We start from the raw sequence: 21,868 nt of genomic DNA, 5'->3' as shown, positions 1-21,868 counted from the left end.
TTCAAAAGTACATTATTTTATGGTTAGTAAAAACCAAATAAAGCTTATAACGAGTTTGCAGCAAAAAAAATATAGAATTGCCAATAAATTATTTTTTGCCGAAGGTGTAAAAGGAATTCAGGAGCTTTTGGATTCTAATTTTGATTTGGAACATTTGTACACTACTCAAAATGATTTCGACCAAGTTTTTAACGAAAAAAAAACCATCATTACAGAAAATGATTTGAGGAAAATAAGTGCGTTGGCAACGCCTAATTCATGTTTGGCTCTTTTTAAAATGCCTTTGGAAAAACCAATAGTGCAAACTGGTTTGATCGTAGCGCTTGACTCGATTAGGGATCCTGGGAATTTAGGAACTATATTGCGCTTGTGTGACTGGTTTGGTATTCAGCAAGTTTTATGTTCAACTGAAACGGTAGACTTATTTAATCCAAAAGTGGTTCAGGCTACTATGGGCTCTATCGCCAGAGTCAATGTGAATTTTATTAATTTGGATGTTTTTTTGGCGCAGACTACAATGCCAATTTTTGGAACTTTTATGGATGGAGCCAGCATTTATCAATCGGTCTTGCCAGAGCAAGGAGTTATAATTATGGGTAATGAAGCCAATGGAATTTCTGCTTCACTTGAAAAATTGGTTCAAAACCGCCTTACCATTCCTCGCTTTGGGGATCTTCAAAAAACAGAAAGTTTGAATGTAGCAACCGCAACGGCTATTGTCCTAAGTGAATTTCGCCGAGCTTAGTTGATTGTGATGAAACGAATGCTTTAGCCAATCTACTAGAATTGACTTTCTAGTGGAAAGAAAAATTGATAAAGACTGCTCTGGTTTTTAGTGACTCGATGTTTCCTGTCCATGGGCTGTTCGGATCGTTATCTCGAATTAATTCATCACTGATACCAAAAACACCTCTTATTGAAGGTGAAAATATAAAGTACTCTGAGAAAAGATCAATTCCAAAACCCAACTCGTAGTTAGTTGTCCATGATTTTACACGAAAACGTTGCTGCAAATTATCATCCATTATTTTAGCATTGCTAGATAAATTTAGAGTAGCAGACAAGCCTCCCAATGCATAAGGACGGATATTTCCAGTTCTAAGCGAGGAGAGTTTCAGTAATAATGGAAAATGGATGTACGTGCTATTTATTTCTCTTAACGCATCTCCACTGTTGGAAAAATTCGGATAATTTAAATCCCTTTTGGTATAGTACAGTCCAGGTTCAAATCGCAAGTTAATGTATTCCTGTAATTTTAAATCACCTATAATTCCTACATTGAAACCGGTTGTTTTTGTGACCAAAATATCAGGCGATTCTGTTTTATAATCAATCTTAAAATCATAAGAATTGAATCCCAAGTAAAAACCATAATACACTCTTTTTTTTTGAAAATTCTCCAAATTAATAATTGGATATCTACTAAAGATGTTTTTAGACCTTTGAGCATATCCATTTAGAATACAGGCAAAAAAGAGTAAGGCAAATATTTTTCTCATGTTTATGCTAAAATCTTCAGTATTATTTTTTTGTAGCGGAATAAATAGTAGCTACGCCAAAAGTTTGAGGTAACGCCACAACATCTATAAACCCAATTTTTCTTAAAATATTGTTTAAAGCCTCGCCATAAGGAAAAGCCGCCGCAGATTCTGATAAATATCCGTAAGCAACGTCATCCTTAGAAAATAATTTTCCAATTATAGGTAAAATGTTTTTGCTATAAAATTTGTAGCCCTGTTTGTAAGGAGTTTTATCGGGTACTGAAGTTTCTAGAATCACAAAAACACCATTTGGTTTTAACACCCTTAAGATCTCGGCTAATCCTTTCTCTAATGTCTCAAAATTACGAACACCAAAAGCAACTGTGATGGCATCAAAGTAGTTGTCTTCAAAAGACATGTTTTCGGAGTCGCCAAGAACCATTTCAATAGTAGACGATAGCTTTTTTTGAGCAATTTTTTTCCTGCCTACGTCCAGCATTCCAGCAGAAATATCTAAACCAATTATTCTTTCGGCTTTAGTTTGCGCCATTAAAATGGCTAAATCTCCCGTTCCGGTTGCAATATCCAAAATTATTTTTGGATTGGATTTAGAGACCATTTGCAATACTTTTTTTCTCCATTTTAGGTCTATTCCAAAAGAGATGACACGATTTAAATTGTCATAATTTCCAGAAATAGTGTCAAACATTTGAGCAACTTGTTCTTTTTTGCCTAAGGCAGAATCTTTATAGGGAGTTATCTTTTCGGACATCTTTTTTAGTTTGTACAAATATAGGATAAACTTGATGAACTTAAAATGAGTTTCAAAAATTAGAATCAAGTTTTTTTTTACTCTTTTTTCAGGTTTTATGGAGCTTTAGTTGGCAAATTAAAAAAAATGGTTTTTATCGAAATATCACTAAAAGTGGGTATTGTAACTCTAGTTTTTATTAATCAATTTTGGTGTTTAAGAAAGTAACCATATTATATGATTAAAAAAGAGTCGATGAGCCAAATCAAATGGATATTTTTAGCGCTACTTATCTCATTTGTTCTTGTAAGCTGTTTTGAAAGTACTGTTTTACAAAGCAGTATTGTATTTAAAGCGCAACATACGTTCTTAGGATTAAATTTGTTTTTGGAAATTTTAATTTTTTTCGTCTTTAGTACCTTCGTGGTATTTGGTATTAAAGGCTTTTTTGAGATGTATTCTCAAAAAACATCAAATATTATAATCTCCATTTCTGGAGCATTATTAGTGTTTGTAATTTTTATTTTATGTTATCAAATACTCTTCCAAGACTAGGTCATTTCTTTAAATCAATGGTTAAAAAAAAACATCCCGTAAAAAGGATGTTTTTTTGTTTTATTTTCTAATGAAAGTGAGGTAGGTATAATCGTAGTTATGCTTTTCGTCTTTTTCATTAAATTCGGAGGCTTCAAGTTTCCATTCCGTATCATTAATTTCAGGAAAAAAAGCATCAGCTTCAAAACTTCCATGTACTCTGGTAAGTTCTATTTTATCAGCATGAGGAAGTCCTATCGTGTAAATTTCGCCGCCTCCTATAATAAATGAATCTTGGCCTTGAGGACAGGCTTGCAGTGCTTTTTCAATACTATCAACAATTATACAACCTGGGACTTGATAGTCTTTTTGTCTTGTAACAATAATATGTATTCTGTCTGGTAATGGTTTCTGGAGGCTTTCAAAAGTCTTCCGCCCCATTATAATATGATGGCCAGATGTTAGTCGCTTAAATCTTTTGTAATCGTTTGGCAGATGCCAGACTATTTTATTGTCTTTTCCTAATGCGTTATTCTCGGCAGCTGCCGCAATCATTATCATCATAGTTTTGTACTATTATTAGGTTCGTCGTTTTCTATCTGAATCTGTAATTGTTCCACTTTCTTTTTCTGCAAAGCGACAAGTCGGTCTATTTGTTCTCTTTCCCAATCTTTATTCATAAATCGATCGGTGATGAAAATTTTGATAAAATGCAGTATGAATAAAAACAACCAGAATGTAATTATCCAAAGATACCAATCAGAAACTACGGTGCTGTTCAGAAAGTTGTGTCCAAGGAATAGCAATAAACTTCCTAAAACGAAAACGACAAAATGAAAATACAATCGTTTTTTTTGTTTTATTCTTCTCCTCGCATATTCGTATTGTTCGTGTACTTCTTTTTCCATCGATCTTATTTTAGTTTATAAAGATAAAATTTATTTTGGAAAGTCGCTATTTTGGCTCTGTATTATTTTGGAAGAAAACGTTTTCTCATTTTTGAATTGCAATTTTAATCCCTTATAATTCTTAAATTATTTATAAATTAACATAGTTTAAGGTATTCCATTAAATCTTCGTACGGGCTATTGTAACTTCAACATGTTTTATTTACTTTGTTTCAGAAACCTATAAATGAAACAGTTATGTCGATTAAAAAACAATTTGTAAAAACAAAGCCCGTTTGTAAAGTTACTTTTTCAGTAAAAGCAGCAGGGGCAAATCAAGCTTCCGTTATTGGTGATTTCAACAATTGGAATGAATCTGAAGGTGTCCTTAGTAAATTAAAAAACGGAACCTTTAAAGGTGTTTTTGATTTAGATAAAGATGCTGCTTACGAATTTAAATACCTGATTGATGGTGTCTTTGTTAATGAGCCTGAAGCCGATTCTTTTAAATGGAATGCGTTTGCAGGAAATGAAAACAGTGTTTTAGTAGTTTAACTAAAACACCGTTTTCTTTATTATATTATACTGCAACACTGCCTTTTATGGGAGGATGCGGATCATAACCTTCCAGTGTGAAATCGTCATAATCAAAGGCGAAGATGTCTTTTATATTGGGATTCAAAATCATTTTTGGTAATGGTTTAGGCTCACGAGACAATTGCAATTCGAGTTGTTCAAAATGATTGTTGTAAATGTGTGCGTCGCCAAAAGTGTGAATGAATTCTCCCGGTTGTAAGTCGCACACCTGAGCGATCATCATTGTGAGTAAGGCATAAGAGGCGATATTAAAAGGAACGCCTAAGAAAATATCAGCACTTCGCTGGTACAATTGACAGGATAATTTGCCATCAGAAACATAAAACTGAAAGAACGCGTGACAAGGAGGTAAAGCCGCTTTATTGTTGGCGACGTTTTCGTCAAATGATTTTGCCGTGTCTGGAAGTACCGAAGGATTCCATGCCGAAACTAGCATTCTACGGCTATTTGGGTTGGTCTTTAGCTCTTGTATCAAATCTGAAATTTGATCAATCTCCTCACTGTTCCAGTTGCGCCATTGGTGTCCATAAACCGGTCCCAAATCTCCATTAGCATCAGCCCACGCATCCCAAATTTTAACGCCATTTTCTTGAAGGTATTTAATGTTGGTGTCGCCTTTTAAAAACCACAGCAATTCGTAGATGATTGATTTTAGATGTAGTTTTTTAGTGGTAACCATTGGGAAACCATCGTTCAAATCAAAACGCATTTGGTAGCCAAAAACACTTTTTGTTCCCGTTCCAGTGCGGTCTCCTTTTTGACAACCGTTTTCCATAACGTGTTGCACTAAATCTAAATATTGCTTCATTTTTGGTGGGTTCGGTAATTTTTTAATTGGTTATTCGGAATCTAATTATCAAATAACTGAAATGTCAATTTATGATTCTCTCTTCGAAATTTCATCTCTTATTTTTGCTGCCTTCTCATAATCTTCATGGGCTACTGCTTGGTCGAGTAGTTCATTTAATTCCTGTAGACTGTGTTTAGCATAAGTTTCGCCTGACTGATTGCTCTCTTCCTCATGACCAAAAGTGTCCGGGTTAGAAAGTACATCGTCAATTTCTTGAGAGTCTTTATTAGGGTCTAAAGGATTTGCTTTTAAATAAATTCCGGCTTTATCCAGTATGTTTTTGTACGTAAAAATAGGAGCATTGAAACGCAACGCTAGCGCAATCGCATCGGAGGTTCTTGCATCAATAATTTCCTCAATTTTATCTCTTTCGCAAATTATACTGGAATAAAAAACACCATCCACGAGCTTGTGAATGATGACTTGTTTTACCACAATATCGAAACGCTCCGCAAAATTTTTGAATAAGTCATGAGTCAAAGGGCGTGGTGGTTTTATTTCTTTTTCCAAGGCAATGGCGATGGATTGAGCCTCAAAAGCACCAATGACGATAGGTAATTTTCTTTCGCCGTCAACTTCATTCAAAATCAAAGCGTAGGCTCCATTTTGAGTTTGACTGTATGAAATTCCTTTTATAGATAATTTAACTAAGCTCATATTTGTTGTAATGGGAAAGTACGAAGTACTTTTTTTTAATAAAAAGTAAGTAGCATTTTGAGTAAAAAAAATGCTACTTAAAAGCAAAGATACAAATATCTTGATTTAAGTAGCATTTTAAATAATGTAATGATTTGTATTTCCTTATTAATTCTGTGCTTTGAAAGCTTTGAATTTTTCAATTAATTGCGGTACAATTTCAAAAGCATCCCCAACAATTCCATAATCTGCTACTTTGAAGAATGGAGCTTCTGGATCGCTGTTGATAACTACTTTTACTTTAGAGGAGTTGATCCCTGCAATGTGTTGAATCGCTCCGGAGATTCCAATGGCGATATATAAGTTTGTAGCTACTGGTTTTCCAGTTTGTCCTACGTGCTCTCCGTGAGGTCTCCAACCTAAATCAGAAACTGGTTTTGAACAAGCGGTTGCAGCACCTAAAACAGTGGCTAATTCCTCAATCATTCCCCAATTTTCAGGTCCTTTCAGTCCGCGACCTGCTGAGACCACGATGTCAGCATCAGCAATGGAAACTTTACCCGAAACTTTTTCAACTGATTCTACTTTTACACCAAAATCATTGTCACCAATAGATGGGTTAAAATCTTCCTCCGTTAATGTTGAAGGTGTTTCAAAAATCCCATAAGAGTTTTTGGCTAGGCCCAACACTTTAACCTCAGTTTCAATTTCAGTGGTGTTGAATGCTTTGTTAGAGAACGCCGTTCTTTTTACTTGAAAAGGAGATGTTGAAAGTGGTAATCCAACCACATTTGATGCATAGCCAGCTTCTAAAGCCACGGCAACAAGTGAAGAAAGATAAATGCTATCCGTTGTAGAAGAAAGCAAAACTAGTTTTACGTTTTCTTTTTCTGCGGCTTGTTTAATAACATCAGCGTATGCTTTTGCAGTAAAACCAGATAATTTATCGTTGTTTACTTTTAAAACTTTATCTACTCCGTATTTTGCTAATTCCGAAACGTCACCTGCGTTAACCGTTACAGCAGTAACCGTTGTGCCTAATGTTTCAGCTACTTTTTTCGCATAAGAAGCCAGTTCGAATGCTACTTTTTTAAATTTTCCTTCTGCGTACTCCGCGTATATTAATATTGACATACTATTTTATTTTAGTCTTCAAGTTTTAAGGTCTAAAGTCATAAAGGGAAGTTCGTGTACACTACTATCTTTTTGACTTTCGACATTTGACTTTATGAGGATTAGATTACTTTTGCTTCGTTGTGTAATAAATTAATCAATTCGTCTAAATTGTCGGCTGAAATTAATGTCACCGCTGATTTAGGAGCCGGTTTTTCAAATTTCACCGCTTTTGTATTTATCATTGCATCTACTGGTTCTAGAATAGTCATGGCTTTTGTTCTTGCGGTCATGATGCCTCTCATGTTTGGTATGCGCAAGTCTTTTTCCTCTACTAATCCTTTTTGACCACCGATAATTAGTGGCAAAGTGGTAGCTACAGTTTCTTTTCCACCATCGATCTCGCGAACTGCTTTTACGTTTGTTCCTTCAACAGTAAGGCTGGTGCAAGAGTTCAGGAAGTTATATCCTAAGATTCCAGCGATCATTCCAGGTACCATTCCGCCATTATAGTCTAATGATTCTTTTCCAGCGATAATTACATCGTAACCTCCGTTTTTAATGACTTCAGCAAGTTGTTTGGCAACGAAAAATCCGTCAGTAGGAGTTGCGTTCACTCGTATGGCTTCGTTAGCTCCTATTGCTAGTGCTTTTCTTAAGGTAGGTTCCGTTTCTGGTCCTCCAACATTCACAACAGTTACCGTTGCGCCTTGTTGCTCTTGAAACCAAATCGCACGTGTCAATCCAAATTCATCATTTGGGTTAATTACGTATTGTACGCCAGTGGTATCAAATTCAGAATCGCCATTGACAAAGTTAATTTTTGAAGTAGTATCAGGAACGTGACTGATGCAAACTAATATTTTCATAAGTATATATTTTAGTATTCTTAATTTCTTTTACAAATTTAAAATATTAATTTGAATAATATACTATGCATGCATAATATTTTTTGGTAACTACTACGTTTTCGTAGCATTACAGTTTAAATTTGATATTTAGAAGATAGTAACCGGTTAACGATTGAGAAATTCTTTCTTCTGTAAAATTGTCGAATCGCGTAAGTGTGATTTGTTCGTAATTATTGATGTTCAAAATATCATGGGCTATCATACTAATTTCGAACTTAGACTTAGGAAAATTTAAACGTAATCGTGGACTGAGCATATAAATTTCATTAGATGAAGTTGCCGCAGTTATTTTTTTATACGAAAATGTACTGTTGAATGATATATTGGAGGCAATTTTATAACTAGTTTCGATAAACGGGTTTACTATTAAAATAGAATTACTAAAAAAATTATCTTGATAATTATCTCTTGATACTGCTACTCCAGTTTCAAATTGCAGACTTGTTTTTTTTAGCCGGGACACAAAGGAGAGGTATGCAGACGTTGATTCCGTTTTAAAAGTCTGACTAAGTCTGTCGTAAAATAAAATTTTACTACTCGATGAGTAGGAAACGCTTGCTCTAAGAGAAAAAGGTAAGAAAGAAAATGTTTTCTCTGAATAAAGCATAGATTGAAAACGGTTTTCAAAGGGAGCAACAGCATATTGGATATAATTTACCGTTGCATCTGCACTGGAGTTATTGGATATGATATTGGTTGCTTTATAATAGGAAAGATTAGAAATAATGGATAACTTTCTTTTGTTGTTGAAATAAAAATAATCTGCAGCTAATTGATTGTTTGGTGTAATCGTACTTAGTCTTAAATTCTCATTTGAAAAAATAGTTCTGTAATCGCTGATAACATTGTTGGGGACTAAATTTTCAGCTTGTGTGAGGTTATTGTTTTGTGAAAATGATAATTTGATATAATGATTAGAATTAAAATCTGTCTTTAAACTTAATGTGGGCATAAATAACCACTCTGCTTTGTTTAAGTTGTCCATTTTAAATTGAAGCCTAGAATAAGACAAAGCAGATGAGAATGTTGTCTTTTCAAACAATTTAAATTTAGTTTGTAATCCAATAGTTTGAACTTTGTTTTCAATGTTTACATTGTTTTCAAATTGAGTAAACTGTTCTTCTGTAGTTTTATAGTCGTCCTTTCGTATTGAGGACTCCATAAAGATTGCATTAGTTGTTTTTTTTATGCTAAAGGTATAGTTAGCATTCAAATCAATATTGTTTTTATTTAGTTGACTATTTTGAAGAATTTTATAGGTAGAATTATTGAAGTTTAAATTTAAAAAAGGAGCATCGGATTCGATGTTTAACCTATTGGATTTCTTAATAATTTGCTGTTTTACAGAAATATTCAATCCAGTATTATTTTTATACAGTGTTGTGTAGTTTAATTGATGATTGATTGTGTAATCCGTAAGTTTGTTTTCGTTGTCTAATTGGTTTGTATTGTTGGCAATTTCGACAGTGTTTATTTTATTAACACCTGAAAAGTATCCTTTATAACTAATTAGCGATTTTTCATTGGGTTTGTAAGCTACATCCAAAGCGGAATTAGTAAACATTGTCTCTTCATTGATGAATCGACTGTCTTTGTTTGAAAAAACACCTGAGTTCGAAGCGTAGAATTGCGTATTAGATTGTTGTTCCACTTGATCTACACTGTTGAAAATGGAATAAAAATTTACTTGCGTTTTCTTAGTAGGAGAATATTTTAAATTTAAACCTGTAAAGTACGAGGATCGTTCTTTTACATTGTTTCCAATGGTTAAAAATCTCGGTAAATCATCATTTTTTGAAAAAGTAGTTTCACCAATCGTCCTTGCCTCGTTTTGATTGGTAAATTTGGTGTACTCTTCAATATTCATAGACAGCTCTCCGGTATTATTAGAATCGCTAATTAAGCTGAATAACGTTTTCTTGCTAAAATTAAATAATGTTGCATGTAATTTGTATCTATTCTCACCAGCAGCTGCGGATACGTTTCCTGTCAATTTGTTTTTAAATTGTTCTTTGATGTTGACGTTTAATGCAGTTATCCCTGATTTATCATTTTTTTTAATATTCTTAAATTCAGTATAGTTTTTTATTAACTCAATATTTTTTATCATTTCAGCAGTGATATTTTCAGTGGCAATTTTTTGTTGATTTATAAAAAACTCTTCTCCGTTAATTAAAAGTTTATCTACTTCTTTTCCATTAGCTTTTATCTTTCCTTGAGAGTCTATGTCTAAGCCGGGTAATTTTTTTATGACATCTTTCAGCGTTTCTTCGGTTCCATTTAGAAATTTTTCAATCCGGTATCTTAGTGTATCGCCAATTTCAGTCATTCCGGCAGCTTCGTTTTTAATGATCACATTTTCCAGATCAATTTTGTTTTCTTCGAGTATAATTTTACCTACGTCTAACAAATTATTTGTTATTTCAATCTCCTTTGTGAACGACTTTAAACCCAGATAACTTATTTTTAGGATATACAAACCTTTCTTGTCTAACTCCAAGCGGAAATTTCCTGAAGTGTCAGAAAAGGAAAAAGCAATTATTTTATCATTTTTAGAATCTTTTATTTGTACGTTGACTTGGCTTATTGGTGTATTGGAACTGTCCAGGACTGAACCGGTCACGCTGTTTTGAGAAAATATAGGTACAGCAAACAATAAAAAAAAGCAGAGAAACTGCTTTTTAAGTGTAGAAATATCTTGATAAAAATGAGTCATTATTTAGTGCCTTGTCTCAAATAGTCACTGAAACTTAATTCAGGTGCACTATTGTTAGGTTCTTCAATTGCTGTGTTTTCTTTGTTGAAAACCAATTTGTCAAAAGTCAGAATCGAATTATCATCAATCTCAATTTGAATAATGAATCCGGGTAATCCGTTATAATGCATTGGTCCGTCGTTTATAAATATATCTTCAGTGTACCATGCAACGATGGATTGATTGGAATTGAATGCTGTATTTCTAGTGGTGGCTTTTTTACAAGTATATCCGTTAATAGTTTTGCTTTCATCGATTAATTTCCAGTTGAATGAAGGTAGTATTTCTTTCACATTGGTGTCTTTTTCATTTCGAGTGAAAAGAACTTTATATTTTTTTAAATCAAAATTTTTAAAGTATGTGATCGAAGAAGATCTATTAACCGTAGATGTAGTTTCGTATTTATTTCCATATTTTTCAATATAGATTGTATCAATCGAAGATTTTTCTATAGATATTAAGTTTTGAATTGATTTGTTTGCTGAATACACATATGAAAATGTCATTGGTTTTGCTGCTTTTTTAGACAATTCAGTTTCGTCTCCAATCCCTTTTAATGGTGTTTCAGTAAGAATACTTTTCAAAGTTTGGCTGTAGGATTGGTTGATTGAGGCGAGCATTAATAAAAATAAAAAACATTTGATCTTCATAACTGTTGTTGATTTTAAAAATTTGACAGGGATTTTTACCTGTCAAATGTAATTAGGTTATCTACACTTTTGTCGTTGCTACTTTGAAATCATACCATTTATAATCATTAGTAGTTGTAAAAGCAGTCTCATCACTAAAAGAATACTAAGTTGTTGTTTTGCTTGCTTTGTGGCAAAACCAAGCATCTTCTTCCTGATCAGTCGTCTAAACTACTTTTTTAAGTGAAGAAATATCTTGATAAAAACTAACCATTATTTAGCACTTTGTTTTGAATAGTCACTGAAACTTAATTCAGGAGCACTGTTGTTAGGCTCCGCAATTGCTGTGTTTTCTTTACTGAAAACCAATTTATCAAAAGTTAGTGTTGTGTTGTCATTTATCTCAATTTGAATAATGAAACCTGGTAAACCATGGTATTGGGCTGGCCCATCATTTACAGGTATCGCCTCTGTAAACCAAGCAACTATGGATTGATTGGAATTGTATGCGGTATTAGTTGTTGTAGCTTTTTTACACGCATAACCATTAATAGTCTTAGATTCATTTATTAATCTCCAATCAAATTTTGTTAATTTCTCAATTATGTTAACATCTTTTGCTTCTTGTGTTGCAACAACCTTATATTTTTTAGTTTCTAAATCTTTGTAGTAAGCTAGTGAAGTTGGTCTGCTAACGGATGACGTAGTTTCATATTTTTTTCCGTATTTTTCAATGTAAGTTGTGTCTATCGCCGACTTTTCTATAGAAATTAAGTTTTGAATCGATTTTTTTTCTGAGAACACATAAGAAAAAGTCATTGGTTTCGCTGCTTTTTTAGACAGATTAGTTTCGTCTCCAATTCCTTTTAATGGCGTTTCAGTAAGAATACCTTTTAGAGTTTGGCTATACGATTGATTTATAAGTACTGCTAAAAAAAATAGAATTACAAGTTTGATTTTCATGAGATGTGGTTTAATGAAATTTGACAGGGAATTTTCCCTGTCAAAATAAGAGATAGTTTTCTATTCTGCTGTTAATGCTGGAGATAAATCATACCAAGTACATTGATATGTTGTCGTAACTGTAGTTTCCTTAGTCATAAAGTTATAACTTGAAGATTCAGAGATTTTATAGCAAAACCAAACATCTTTTTCTTCTAAAGTGTTGGTTTTTGTTTTTTCTTCTTTCTCAAATTGTAAATTCACAATTGCGCTAGTAGTTTTTGTCTCATTATTAGCCATCGCTAATCCAGAAAAAGCAATTACCGCAATTGCTGTAAATAATAATTTTTTCATAGTATAAATTTTTAAAGTTATACAGGCAAAATAAAAAAAAAAAAAACGACTCTTGCAAGAAAAAACAGTAATATTTTTTTAATTATGTAAAGGTTATATATTTTATTGTCTTTTTGGTTTAAAACAAGTTTTACAAATAAACTAGAGTTAACTACTACGTTTTCGTAGCCCGGATAGCAGCGGCATCCTTCCTGTGGCTCCTTTAGCCACAGGAAGATACAGCGTCCCGAAGCGTCGGGACCGCGAAATAGCTCCTGAAAATTAGCAATATAAATCCTGATTAATTTAGGAACATTTATGCTTTAAAGTGATTTAAAATATTTATTTTTGCTTTTCGAAAATTATCCTTCGACTGCGCTCAGGAGGACAAAATATAAAAAAATATGAGAACGATACAATTTAGAGAGGCCATTTGTGAAGCGATGAGTGAAGAAATGCGTCACGATGAGTCCATATACTTAATGGGTGAAGAAGTTGCGGAATATAATGGTGCCTACAAAGCATCTAAAGGAATGCTTGCAGAATTTGGTGAGAAAAGAGTAATTGATACGCCTATTGCTGAGCTTGGTTTTACTGGTATTGCAGTAGGATCTGCCATGAATGGATGCAGACCAATTGTGGAATACATGACATTCAATTTTTGTTTAGTGGGGATTGACCAAATCATAAATAACGCTGCCAAAATGCGTCAGATGACTGGTGGACAATTTAATGTGCCTATCGTTTTTCGTGGACCAACAGCTTCAGCAGGACAATTAGGAGCAACACACTCACAAGCTTTGGAAAATTGGTTTGCCAATACTCCGGGTCTTAAAGTGGTAGTTCCCTCTACGGTTTACGATGCAAAAGGATTGTTGAAAGCGGCGATACGTGACAATGACCCTGTGATTTTCATGGAGTCAGAGCAAATGTATGGTGATAAAGGAGAAGTTCCAGATGGTGAATATGTAATTCCGCTAGGGGTTGCTGACATCAAAAGAGAAGGTACAGATGTAACCATTGTCTCTTTTGGAAAAATCATCAAGGAAGCACATATTGCTGCTGATGAATTAGCCAAAGAAGGAATTTCATGTGAAATTATCGATTTGAGAACGGTTCGTCCAATGGATTATGAAACGATTTTAACTTCGGTTAAAAAAACAAATAGATTAGTAGTTCTTGAGGAGGCTTGGCCTTTTGCAAGTGTTGCTTCTGAAATTACGTATATTGTTCAAGAACGTGCTTTTGATTTCTTGGATGCGCCAATTCAACGTATCACAACTGCGGATACTCCAGCGCCATATTCTCCAGTTTTATTGAAAGAATGGTTGCCAAATGCTGGTGACGTTGTTAAAGCGGTTAAAAAAGTAATGTATAAAAAATAATCGTTTTTGATACATTCGGTTTTAGATAAAATTTAACAATTGGAATGCTAAACCACGAATAATCAAATACTGTAATTAACTATATTTGAAACTTCATCAATTATCTTTGATGAAGTTTTTTTTTGAATGACTATGAAAAAGAATGTCTTGTTTCTCTTGGTTTTTTTGTTTGTTTCTGCAAGTGCTGTATTTGCACAAACAAAAGTTAGCGGTGTTGTGGTTGATAAGCAAAATCAGCCGATTCCTTTTGCTAATGTGGTTTTCAAAGGTTCCAGCGAAGGAATTGTGACTAATGAGGATGGTAGGTTCTATCTTGAATCCCAAAAATCGTATAGCACTTTGATAATTTCGTCGGTAGGATTTTCTGAAAAAGAAATAGCGTTAGACAAGGCAGTAAATTATAATTTTAAAATTCAATTAAGTGAAGCCGAAAGCTTAAACGAAGTTGTAGTTTTTGCGGGGAAAACGTCTAAAAAAGATAATCCAGCGCTAGACATTCTGAGAAAAATTTGGGAAAGAAAACGTAAAAATGGACTTTATTTGTACGATCAATACCAGATGGAAAAGTATGAAAAAATAGAATTTGATATGAATTCTATTGATAGCGCTTTTATGAAGAGCACTCTTTTTAAGGGGATGGAATTTATTTTCAACCAAATGGATACTTCAAGAATTACGGGTAAGACGTACCTGCCCATTTTTGTCAACGAATCCTTGAATGATGTTTTTGGAGATAACAAACTCAAGAAACTGAAAGAGAAAATAAAAGCCAGTAAAACATCTGGTTTTAACGGAAACCAGCAAATTCTGACTTTTGTAAAGGACTTGTATTCCAATTATGATATTTATAATAATTACTTGACTTTTTTTGATAAAAGTTTTACTAGTCCACTATCTAAAACCGGTATTGATGTTTATAATTACGTGTTGAAAGACAGCGCCTATATTGATAAAAAGTGGTGTTATAATATCGTATTTTATCCAAGACGCAAGAACGAACTGACTTTTAAAGGCGATTTCTGGGTTAACGATACCACTTATGCCATCAAGAAAATTAATATGGCCGTTACTAAGAGTGCCAATATTAACTGGGTGAAAGACATTTACCTTGAGCAAGAATTTGAAGTGGTTAGTGATTCGGTATTCCTACTAACAAAGGATTATTTAATGTCGGATTTTGCATTAAACAAAAAAGAAAAATCAAAAGGGGTTTACGGAAAACGAACCACCTATTACAGAAACCATCAGTTTAATAAAGAAAAACCGGTTGCTTTTTATAAAGAGGAGGTCAATTACATGGAGCCGGATGTCTATAATAAGTCAGAGGAGTACTGGGATGAAAATCGGTTTGAGAATTTGACTAAAGATGAATTGGGCGTGTATAAAATGCTCGATACGTTGCAAACGGTCAAGAAATTCAAACAAATTTATAGCACAGTGCAAGTTTTGGCAAGTGGCTTTTTACAGTTTGGAAATTTTGATTATGGACCTATTTTTTCCACATTTGGTTACAACGAAGTAGAAGGCGTTCGATTGCGAGCGGGAGGAAGAACCTATTTTGGAACCAATGATACTTGGCGTTTGCAAGGCTACACGGCGTATGGGTTTAAGGATGAAAAATTCAAATATGGATTTTCTGGGAAATGGATGGTCGATAAGAAAAAAAGAATCATTTTGTCCGGAGGCAATAGGCGTGATATTGAACAAATTGGCGCCAGTCTCACGACTACGTATGATATTCTAGGCAGAAGTTTTGCATCGTCATCCGTGTTTTCGTCTGGAAATAACGGAAAATTGACCAACATTAATTTGACCAATATAGCGGTGGAAATAGAGCCTGTGAAAAATTTAACTTTACAGACAGGAATTTCATACCGCACGCTCGCGTCTGCGTCGCCTACATTTAGTTTGGATTATTACACAGATATTGCAAATGCTGTAACAAAAAGCGATGTCAAACAGTCAGAGGTGAACTTTCAAGTGGAATATACTCCCAAGAGAAAAACGATTGGATTTGCTGTAGAACGCGAGAATGTCGACAGTCCATACACGCGGTTTTTCGTTAATTATAGTCATGGTTTTAAAGGATTGTTGAACAGCGATTTTAAATATGATAAATTGCAAGTGTATTACAAGCAACCTATCATTATTGGGCCATTAGGTCGCACGAATATAATTATGGAAGTAGGAAAAACTTTTGGAACCGTTCCTTTAGGATTAATGAGTGTTATTCCAGGAAATCAAACTTTTTTTACGCTGGAAAACACGTTCAGTAATCTTAATTTTTATGAATTCTTATCCGATCAATATGCAACTTTGCAGTGGAATCATAACTTTAATGGACGTCTTTTTTCCCGAATTCCATTCATGCGCAAACTCAATTGGAGGGAAATTGTATCGGTAAAAGGGGTTTATGGTACTATTTCAGATGAAAATAGAGCGATTAATGCCTCCGGTTTAGCCTACAATGCACCCGAAAAAGGGTATTGGGAATACAGCGCCGGAATTGGGAATATCTTCAAGGTGATCCGTATCGATTTTGCATGGCGAGGCAATTATCTTAATACACCAGATACGAATCGGTTTACTGTAAAAGGATCGTTTGGGTTTAATTTTTAGGAGCTATTCCTCCCGAAGCTTCGGGATATACTATATTTTTTTATAAAGCGAGAAAAAATCGCTTTATAAAAAGGATGCCGTTCCCATCCGGGCTAATAAAACATGAAATTATGCAAGAAGCCATCAATTATCTTACAGGTAAAGACTCTATTTTCAAATCTATTATCGACCTCTATGGAATGCCAATTATCCCGAGAAGACCGCAAGGTTTTGAAACTTTAGTCTTATTGATCTTGGAACAACAAGTGTCCATTGATTCCGCTAAGGCTACCTTTTTAAAGATAAAAGCCAGTCTAAAAGTAATAGAGCCAGAGATTTTGCTTCCTGTTTCGGAGGAAGAATATAGAAATCTTGGCGTAAGCCGTCAAAAAACGTCTTACATCAAAGCGTTGGCGACAGCCCTATTAAATAAAGAACTTGATTTAGAAAGTCTACCCAATAAAACGGCCCAACACGTGCGGGAAGAACTCATCAAAATCAAGGGAATAGGAAACTGGACGATTGATATTTACCTAATGTTTTGTCTGGAAGCCCCAGATTTATTGCCATTGGGAGATGTTGCGGTCGTAAATACCATTAAGGAATTGCTGGATATTCATGATAAAGAGGCAATGGAAATTCATACTTTAAAATGGAGTCCGCATCGTTCCGTGGCTACCTATCTTTTATGGCATCATTATTTGAATAAAAGAAATAGAACGGTAGTGTACTAAAGTACTCATTGTTAAAATTTAATGCAGAGATAACAGCAATTTTTTATTGTAAAAAGAGATAGTTTCCCTACATTTGCACCCATAAATATAGAAAAGAAAAAACTAAAATGACTGCAGACAAATTAATAACTTTCGATGTCCTAATCGAAATACCAAGAGGAAGTAGAAATAAATACGAGTATGATTTCGAAATAAAAAGAATGCGTTTTGACCGAATGTTATTCTCCTCGATGATGTATCCAGCTGATTATGGATTTATTCCTGAAACATTAGCCTTAGATGGAGATCCATTGGATGTGTTGGTGTTGGTTAACGAACCTACTTTTCCTGGATGTGTAATGGAAGTGAAACCAATTGGAGTTTTTCACATGGCCGATGATAAAGGACCAGATGAAAAAGTAATTTGTGTGCCCGTTTCAGATCCAATTTGGAACTCATTAAATGATTTATCTGACATGAACCCCCATTTATTAAAAGAAATTGAGCACTTTTTCCAAGTGTACAAAGACCTTGAAAACAAAAAAGTTGATGTAGGTGGTTGGGGAGATGTAAACGAGGCATATGCTATCATTAAGGAGTGTACGGAGCGTTTTAATCAAATTGAAAACAAACCAGAAGGATTGTTTAGTATTAGATAAATAATTGGCATAATTTTTATAAATAAAGCAATATTCCGTTAGGAGTATTGCTTTTTTGTTTAAATTCGTTTGGTTACACTATAACTATTAACTAAAAACCAAACCAAAATTATGAATACAATTATGATTTATTTGCCAATCGCCATGGCATTCATTGGACTGGCATTCATGTTTACAAAGCGAGCATGGGTTTTGAAACAAAATCCAGGGGATGGTAAAATGAAAGAGATTTCAGATTATATTTATGAAGGCGCTTTGGCCTTCCTCAAAGCAGAATATCGTTTATTAACTTTCTTTGTAATTGGTGCCAGTGCCGTATTGGCAGTAATCTCGTTTATTGTTCCTACGACACATATATTGATAGTTGTTGCTTTCGTTTTTGGAGCATTTTTCTCGGCTTTAGCTGGAAATATGGGGATGAAAATTGCAACCAAAACAAATGTTAGAACGACTCAAGCCGCTCGCACTAGTCTACCACAAGCTTTAAAGGTTTCTTTTGGTGGTGGAACGGTGATGGGATTAGGTGTTGCAGGATTAGCCGTTTTAGGATTAACCACTTTCTTTATATTGTTCTTTCACTTTTTTATGAACGGCGTTTGGACTTCGACCGAAGACATGACTATTGTTCTGGAAACATTAGCTGGATTTTCTCTTGGAGCAGAATCGATCGCTTTGTTTGCTCGTGTTGGAGGCGGAATTTACACTAAAGCTGCCGATGTTGGAGCTGATTTAGTAGGTAAAGTTGAAGCAGGAATTCCAGAGGATGATCCTCGTAATCCAGCCACAATTGCGGATAACGTAGGAGATAATGTAGGCGATGTGGCCGGAATGGGCGCCGATTTATTTGGTTCGTATGTTGCGACCGTATTGGCTGCTATGGTTCTAGGGAATTATGTGATCAAAGACATGGGTGGAAATATTCAAGATGCCTTCGGCGGAATAGGACCTATTTTATTGCCTATGGCCATTGCTGGTTTTGGAATTTTATTTTCTATTATCGGGACCATGTTGGTAAAAATTACGGATGAAAATGCAAAAGAAGCACAAGTTCAAAAAGCGTTGAATATAGGAAACTGGGTTTCTATTTTATTGACCGCTGTTGCTTGTTTCTTTTTAGTGCAATACATGTTACCAGAAACCATGAAAATGGATTTCTTTGGCGAAGGCACTAAAGAAATTTCGTCGATGCGTGTGTTTTATGCTACCATTGTTGGATTAGTAGTAGGTGCAGTTATTTCATCAGTAACCGAATATTATACTGGTTTGGGTACAAAACCTGTTATGGCGATTGTGCAAAAATCAAGTACAGGCGCCGGAACTAACGTAATTGCAGGTTTAGCAACGGGAATGATTTCGACTTTTCCTACTGTTTTGTTATTTGCTGCTGCAATTTGGACTTCCTATGCTTTCGCAGGATTCTATGGTGTGGCTTTGGCGGCTTCAGCAATGATGGCAACAACAGCGATGCAACTTGCAATTGATGCTTTTGGACCTATATCAGACAACGCGGGTGGAATTGCGGAAATGAGTGAATTGCCAAAAGAAGTGCGTACCAGAACTGATATTTTGGACTCCGTAGGCAACACAACGGCAGCCACTGGGAAAGGATTTGCAATTGCTTCGGCTGCATTGACTTCACTGGCTTTGTTTGCGGCGTATGTAACGTTTACAGGAATTGACGGAATCAATATTTTTAAAGCACCCGTTTTAGCAATGTTATTTGTGGGCGGAATGATACCCGTAGTTTTTTCTGCTTTGGCCATGAATTCTGTTGGAAAAGCAGCGATGGATATGGTGTATGAAGTGCGCCGTCAGTTCAGAGAAATTCCTGGAATTATGGAAGGAACCGCGAAACCGGAATATGCAAAATGTGTCGATATTTCTACCAAAGCCGCTTTACGTGAAATGATGTTACCGGGAATAATGACTATCGGTTTTCCAATTGCAGTTGTGCTGCTTGGGAAACTAGTATACGCGGACAATAACCAATTGATTGCCGAAATGCTGGGAGGTTACATGGCGGGAGTGACTGTTTCAGGTGTACTTTGGGCTGTGTTCCAAAACAATGCTGGTGGTGCTTGGGACAACGCTAAAAAATCTTTTGAAGCAGGTGTGATGATCAATGGAGAAATGACATACAAAGGTTCTGATGCGCACAAAGCAGCAGTGACTGGCGACACGGTTGGTGATCCGTTCAAAGATACTTCTGGACCATCAATGAACATTTTGATCAAATTAACGTGCTTGATTGGTTTGGTAATTGCGCCTATTTTAGGAGAGGGAAGCGACACAGTTGCTGAAAATGAAGTAGCAACGGAACTAAATGCTACCGAAAATGTGACTGTTGAAATAAAAAATATAAATGGTGCTGTAATGGGTACGTATACAAAAATCAGCAATGGTAAGACTACTACTCAATCGTTCCAAGGAACGGACGAAGAAGTAAAAGCTAAAATTAATGCTTTGAAATAGAGTCAAAATAGGGGTTGTCAAAGTGGTAAACTTTGCTGAAAATTTTAATCAAAAAATGCCTCACTTTTAAAAAGTAAAAGTGAGGTATTTTTTATAGTCAGTTCTGGTGTCATCTCTTTCGGAGAAGGTCGGGGAGCGGATTAAAACAACCCATTCAATTCCGCGTCAATGCGATTAAAAATAGTTCCTAAATCTTCTGGATTGTCAACAAAATTAATATTGTCTACATCTATAATCATTAATTTTCCTTTGTCATACGTTTGAATCCAACCTTCATAACGTTCGTTCAAACGACTCAAGTAATCAATAGAAATGGAGTTTTCGTATTCGCGACCACGTTTGTGTATTTGTCCAACAAGATTTGGAATTGAACTTCTTAAATAAATCAATAGATCAGGTGCTTTCACCGTAGATTCCATTAATTCAAATAGCGATGAATAATTCTGAAAATCACGATTGGTCATCAATCCCATAGCATACAAGTTAGGTGCAAAAATATGCGCATCTTCATAAATAGTTCTGTCTTGAATGATTTTTTTACCGCTTTCCCGAATTTGCATGACCTGACGGAAACGACTATTCAAGAAGTAAATTTGTAAATTAAAGGACCAGCGCTCCATTTGATGGTAAAAATCATCCAAGTAGGGATTGTCAACCACATCTTCATAATGCGGTTCCCACTTAAAATGTTTCGCTAATAAACGTGTCAAAGTTGTTTTTCCAGAACCTATATTTCCTGCTATTGCTATGTGCATTATGGTATTGTGATTTTATAATTTGTAATTCCTGTTGCTGTAAAAATAGATAAAATTTGGTCCTTGTAGTAGAATTTTTTAAACGTTTTTTCTGAAATTTCAATTTGAGTTTTGGTCTCTTTTTCTACATCTTGTAAAATCAAAATGGAGTTATTGCAGTAAATAAATTGGTTTTCATTAATGATTGTTATTGATTCAAAATCAGGTACTTTCCCCTTACTGATTATTTTTCCAAAAATATCACTCATGTACCAGTCGTTTTTAATGTCAATCCAATGAAAAACATTGAAGTCAGAAACATAATTCTTGATGCTTTCTGTAAAAGGTACCGAAATGGTTTTGTAAGTAGTACTTAAATAATCATAAAGTCCCAGCTGCTGATTCATACTGTTGTAAACCCAAAGCTGATTTTGAGAGGCTAATCCAATGGCCGTTGCTACGATTGGAATTGAGTTTTCTGAAAAGTTGATTTTTTGGGTTTCATTCAATTGATTGTCTACTATGATGACAGTGTTGAAATTTTCATAAAACAAGACAATTTTTAATGGATTTTTTAAATCTACTTTGGTGATTTTGCCCAAAGAAATATTTTTGTATTCTAAAGTAACTTTGGTATCAATTTTAGAAAACACATTATTCTTAATGGTGTAATAAAAACCAAAAGAATCGTATCCTAAAAATTCAGCTCCATCTAAAACGATACGGTCTATTTCAAGGAAAGCCAGTTTTTGGTTCTGACTTGAGACCACTGAAAACGAAGTGATAAAGAGTAAAAGTACTAGTTTCTTCATAAAAGCGAAATTACGATTAAACCTTCTACATTTATGATTGTCTTATTATTATTTTAACAGAATGCTTGTAACAAAA

21 protein-coding genes are annotated in these 21,868 nt (G+C 34.6%); 7 read left to right on the top strand and 14 right to left on the bottom strand.

Annotation, left to right across the window (positions count from 1 at the left end):
• The first annotated feature begins 19 nt into the window (after positions 1 to 19).
• Positions 20 to 745: a TrmH family RNA methyltransferase gene (locus BUA03_RS00405; protein ID WP_066083009.1), complete on the top strand. Its 726-nt coding sequence runs from the start codon at positions 20 to 22 to the stop codon at positions 743 to 745.
• Positions 746 to 794: 49 nt separating this feature from the next.
• Here the strand turns inward: BUA03_RS00405 and porT are convergent, their stop codons facing one another.
• The 4 genes from porT to BUA03_RS00380 all read right to left on the bottom strand — a co-directional run bounded on the left by porT (position 795) and on the right by BUA03_RS00380 (position 3,674).
• Complete coding sequence (gene porT / locus BUA03_RS00400) at positions 795 to 1,499, bottom strand: type IX secretion/gliding motility protein PorT/SprT (protein WP_066083007.1); 705 nt, start codon at positions 1,497 to 1,499, stop codon at positions 795 to 797.
• Positions 1,500 to 1,521: 22 nt separating this feature from the next.
• A complete protein-coding gene (ubiE, locus tag BUA03_RS00395; protein ID WP_066083005.1) occupies positions 1,522 to 2,253 on the bottom strand; it encodes a bifunctional demethylmenaquinone methyltransferase/2-methoxy-6-polyprenyl-1,4-benzoquinol methylase UbiE in 732 nt (243 codons plus the stop codon).
• A 594-nt stretch (positions 2,254 to 2,847) separates the two neighbouring features.
• Entirely contained in the window at positions 2,848 to 3,330 is a 483-nt protein-coding gene (locus BUA03_RS00385; protein WP_066083003.1) for a dihydrofolate reductase, read from the bottom strand.
• On the bottom strand, positions 3,327 to 3,674 hold the full coding sequence (locus BUA03_RS00380; RefSeq protein WP_066083002.1) for a 2TM domain-containing protein: 348 nt from the start codon (positions 3,672 to 3,674) through the stop codon (positions 3,327 to 3,329). Before BUA03_RS00380 ends, BUA03_RS00385 begins: the two co-directional genes overlap by 4 nt.
• Before the next feature lie 237 nt (positions 3,675 to 3,911).
• Here BUA03_RS00380 and BUA03_RS00375 point away from each other — a divergent pair, with 237 nt between their 5' ends.
• Positions 3,912 to 4,208, top strand: a complete 297-nt coding sequence (locus BUA03_RS00375) for an isoamylase early set domain-containing protein (protein ID WP_066083000.1) — start codon at positions 3,912 to 3,914, stop codon at positions 4,206 to 4,208.
• Between the two features lie 25 nt (positions 4,209 to 4,233).
• On the opposite strand, the gene BUA03_RS00370 is transcribed toward BUA03_RS00375, so the two are convergent.
• From BUA03_RS00370 to BUA03_RS00335, 8 genes are all read right to left on the bottom strand, one after another.
• A complete protein-coding gene (locus BUA03_RS00370; RefSeq protein ID WP_066082999.1) occupies positions 4,234 to 5,058 on the bottom strand; it encodes a thymidylate synthase in 825 nt (274 codons plus the stop codon).
• A 69-nt stretch (positions 5,059 to 5,127) separates the two neighbouring features.
• Entirely contained in the window at positions 5,128 to 5,757 is a 630-nt protein-coding gene (locus BUA03_RS00365) for a bifunctional nuclease family protein (protein WP_066083187.1), read from the bottom strand.
• A 147-nt stretch (positions 5,758 to 5,904) separates the two neighbouring features.
• Positions 5,905 to 6,870: an electron transfer flavoprotein subunit alpha/FixB family protein gene (locus BUA03_RS00360; RefSeq protein ID WP_066082998.1), complete on the bottom strand. Its 966-nt coding sequence runs from the start codon at positions 6,868 to 6,870 to the stop codon at positions 5,905 to 5,907.
• Positions 6,871 to 6,971: 101 nt separating this feature from the next.
• Positions 6,972 to 7,718, bottom strand: a complete 747-nt coding sequence (locus BUA03_RS00355) for an electron transfer flavoprotein subunit beta/FixA family protein (protein WP_066082995.1) — start codon at positions 7,716 to 7,718, stop codon at positions 6,972 to 6,974.
• Positions 7,719 to 7,827: 109 nt separating this feature from the next.
• Positions 7,828 to 10,383 (bottom strand): carboxypeptidase-like regulatory domain-containing protein, encoded by a 2,556-nt coding sequence (locus BUA03_RS00350; protein WP_169807456.1) that lies wholly within the window; start codon positions 10,381 to 10,383, stop codon positions 7,828 to 7,830.
• Between the two features lie 92 nt (positions 10,384 to 10,475).
• Positions 10,476 to 11,165 (bottom strand): GLPGLI family protein, encoded by a 690-nt coding sequence (locus BUA03_RS00345; protein WP_066082993.1) that lies wholly within the window; start codon positions 11,163 to 11,165, stop codon positions 10,476 to 10,478.
• Positions 11,166 to 11,417: 252 nt separating this feature from the next.
• A complete protein-coding gene (locus BUA03_RS00340) occupies positions 11,418 to 12,107 on the bottom strand; it encodes a GLPGLI family protein (RefSeq protein ID WP_066082992.1) in 690 nt (229 codons plus the stop codon).
• 60 nt (positions 12,108 to 12,167) lie between these two features.
• The gene (locus BUA03_RS00335; protein ID WP_066082990.1) at positions 12,168 to 12,440 is read right to left on the bottom strand and encodes a hypothetical protein; all 273 of its coding nucleotides are present in this window, start codon (positions 12,438 to 12,440) and stop codon (positions 12,168 to 12,170) included.
• A 383-nt stretch (positions 12,441 to 12,823) separates the two neighbouring features.
• Between BUA03_RS00335 and BUA03_RS00330 the strand changes: the two genes are divergently transcribed.
• The 5 genes from BUA03_RS00330 to BUA03_RS00310 all read left to right on the top strand — a co-directional run bounded on the left by BUA03_RS00330 (position 12,824) and on the right by BUA03_RS00310 (position 20,246).
• The gene (locus tag BUA03_RS00330; RefSeq protein ID WP_066082989.1) at positions 12,824 to 13,804 is read left to right on the top strand and encodes a pyruvate dehydrogenase complex E1 component subunit beta; all 981 of its coding nucleotides are present in this window, start codon (positions 12,824 to 12,826) and stop codon (positions 13,802 to 13,804) included.
• 132 nt (positions 13,805 to 13,936) lie between these two features.
• Entirely contained in the window at positions 13,937 to 16,423 is a 2,487-nt protein-coding gene (locus tag BUA03_RS00325; protein ID WP_066082988.1) for a DUF5686 and carboxypeptidase-like regulatory domain-containing protein, read from the top strand.
• A 110-nt stretch (positions 16,424 to 16,533) separates the two neighbouring features.
• Positions 16,534 to 17,136 carry a DNA-3-methyladenine glycosylase family protein gene (locus BUA03_RS00320; RefSeq protein ID WP_066083186.1) on the top strand — a complete coding sequence of 201 codons (603 nt, stop codon included), beginning with the start codon at positions 16,534 to 16,536 and terminating at the stop codon, positions 17,134 to 17,136.
• A 107-nt stretch (positions 17,137 to 17,243) separates the two neighbouring features.
• Positions 17,244 to 17,774, top strand: a complete 531-nt coding sequence (locus BUA03_RS00315) for an inorganic diphosphatase (protein WP_066082986.1) — start codon at positions 17,244 to 17,246, stop codon at positions 17,772 to 17,774.
• 111 nt (positions 17,775 to 17,885) lie between these two features.
• Positions 17,886 to 20,246, top strand: coding sequence for a sodium-translocating pyrophosphatase (locus tag BUA03_RS00310; RefSeq protein WP_066082984.1), 2,361 nt, complete (start codon positions 17,886 to 17,888; stop codon positions 20,244 to 20,246).
• Between the two features lie 140 nt (positions 20,247 to 20,386).
• Here BUA03_RS00310 and BUA03_RS00305 read toward each other — a convergent pair whose 3' ends face one another.
• Positions 20,387 to 21,001: a deoxynucleoside kinase gene (locus BUA03_RS00305; protein WP_066082982.1), complete on the bottom strand. Its 615-nt coding sequence runs from the start codon at positions 20,999 to 21,001 to the stop codon at positions 20,387 to 20,389.
• Positions 21,001 to 21,792, bottom strand: a complete 792-nt coding sequence (locus BUA03_RS00300) for a hypothetical protein (protein ID WP_066082981.1) — start codon at positions 21,790 to 21,792, stop codon at positions 21,001 to 21,003. The genes BUA03_RS00305 and BUA03_RS00300 overlap by 1 nt, the downstream gene beginning before the upstream one ends.
• Between the last annotated feature and the right edge of the window lie 76 nt (positions 21,793 to 21,868).

Origin of the sequence: Flavobacterium fryxellicola (assembly GCF_900143245.1) — a bacterium.
GTDB classification, from domain to species: domain Bacteria; phylum Bacteroidota; class Bacteroidia; order Flavobacteriales; family Flavobacteriaceae; genus Flavobacterium; species Flavobacterium fryxellicola.
This window is presented reverse-complemented; position numbering and strand designations above follow the sequence as displayed.

Bases quoted from the DNA above. Each gene is read 5' to 3' on its own strand.
- BUA03_RS00315 (WP_066082986.1), top strand. From the start codon at position 17,244: ATGACTGCAGACAAATTAATAACTTTCGATGTCCTAATCGAAATACCA.
- BUA03_RS00305 (WP_066082982.1), bottom strand. From the start codon at position 21,001: ATGCACATAGCAATAGCAGGAAATATAGGTTCTGGAAAAACAACTTTG.
- BUA03_RS00330 (WP_066082989.1), top strand. From the start codon at position 12,824: ATGAGAACGATACAATTTAGAGAGGCCATTTGTGAAGCGATGAGTGAA.
- BUA03_RS00360 (WP_066082998.1), bottom strand. From the start codon at position 6,870: ATGTCAATATTAATATACGCGGAGTACGCAGAAGGAAAATTTAAAAAA.
- BUA03_RS00310 (WP_066082984.1), top strand. From the start codon at position 17,886: ATGAATACAATTATGATTTATTTGCCAATCGCCATGGCATTCATTGGA.
- BUA03_RS00325 (WP_066082988.1), top strand. From the start codon at position 13,937: ATGAAAAAGAATGTCTTGTTTCTCTTGGTTTTTTTGTTTGTTTCTGCA.
- BUA03_RS00345 (WP_066082993.1), bottom strand. From the start codon at position 11,165: ATGAAGATCAAATGTTTTTTATTTTTATTAATGCTCGCCTCAATCAAC.
- BUA03_RS00320 (WP_066083186.1), top strand. From the start codon at position 16,534: ATGCAAGAAGCCATCAATTATCTTACAGGTAAAGACTCTATTTTCAAA.
- BUA03_RS00380 (WP_066083002.1), bottom strand. From the start codon at position 3,674: ATGGAAAAAGAAGTACACGAACAATACGAATATGCGAGGAGAAGAATA.
- BUA03_RS00300 (WP_066082981.1), bottom strand. From the start codon at position 21,792: ATGAAGAAACTAGTACTTTTACTCTTTATCACTTCGTTTTCAGTGGTC.
- BUA03_RS00375 (WP_066083000.1), top strand. From the start codon at position 3,912: ATGTCGATTAAAAAACAATTTGTAAAAACAAAGCCCGTTTGTAAAGTT.
- BUA03_RS00385 (WP_066083003.1), bottom strand. From the start codon at position 3,330: ATGATGATAATGATTGCGGCAGCTGCCGAGAATAACGCATTAGGAAAA.
- porT (WP_066083007.1), bottom strand. From the start codon at position 1,499: ATGAGAAAAATATTTGCCTTACTCTTTTTTGCCTGTATTCTAAATGGA.
- BUA03_RS00355 (WP_066082995.1), bottom strand. From the start codon at position 7,718: ATGAAAATATTAGTTTGCATCAGTCACGTTCCTGATACTACTTCAAAA.
- BUA03_RS00405 (WP_066083009.1), top strand. From the start codon at position 20: ATGGTTAGTAAAAACCAAATAAAGCTTATAACGAGTTTGCAGCAAAAA.
- BUA03_RS00340 (WP_066082992.1), bottom strand. From the start codon at position 12,107: ATGAAAATCAAACTTGTAATTCTATTTTTTTTAGCAGTACTTATAAAT.
- BUA03_RS00365 (WP_066083187.1), bottom strand. From the start codon at position 5,757: ATGAGCTTAGTTAAATTATCTATAAAAGGAATTTCATACAGTCAAACT.
- ubiE (WP_066083005.1), bottom strand. From the start codon at position 2,253: ATGTCCGAAAAGATAACTCCCTATAAAGATTCTGCCTTAGGCAAAAAA.
- BUA03_RS00370 (WP_066082999.1), bottom strand. From the start codon at position 5,058: ATGAAGCAATATTTAGATTTAGTGCAACACGTTATGGAAAACGGTTGT.
- BUA03_RS00335 (WP_066082990.1), bottom strand. From the start codon at position 12,440: ATGAAAAAATTATTATTTACAGCAATTGCGGTAATTGCTTTTTCTGGA.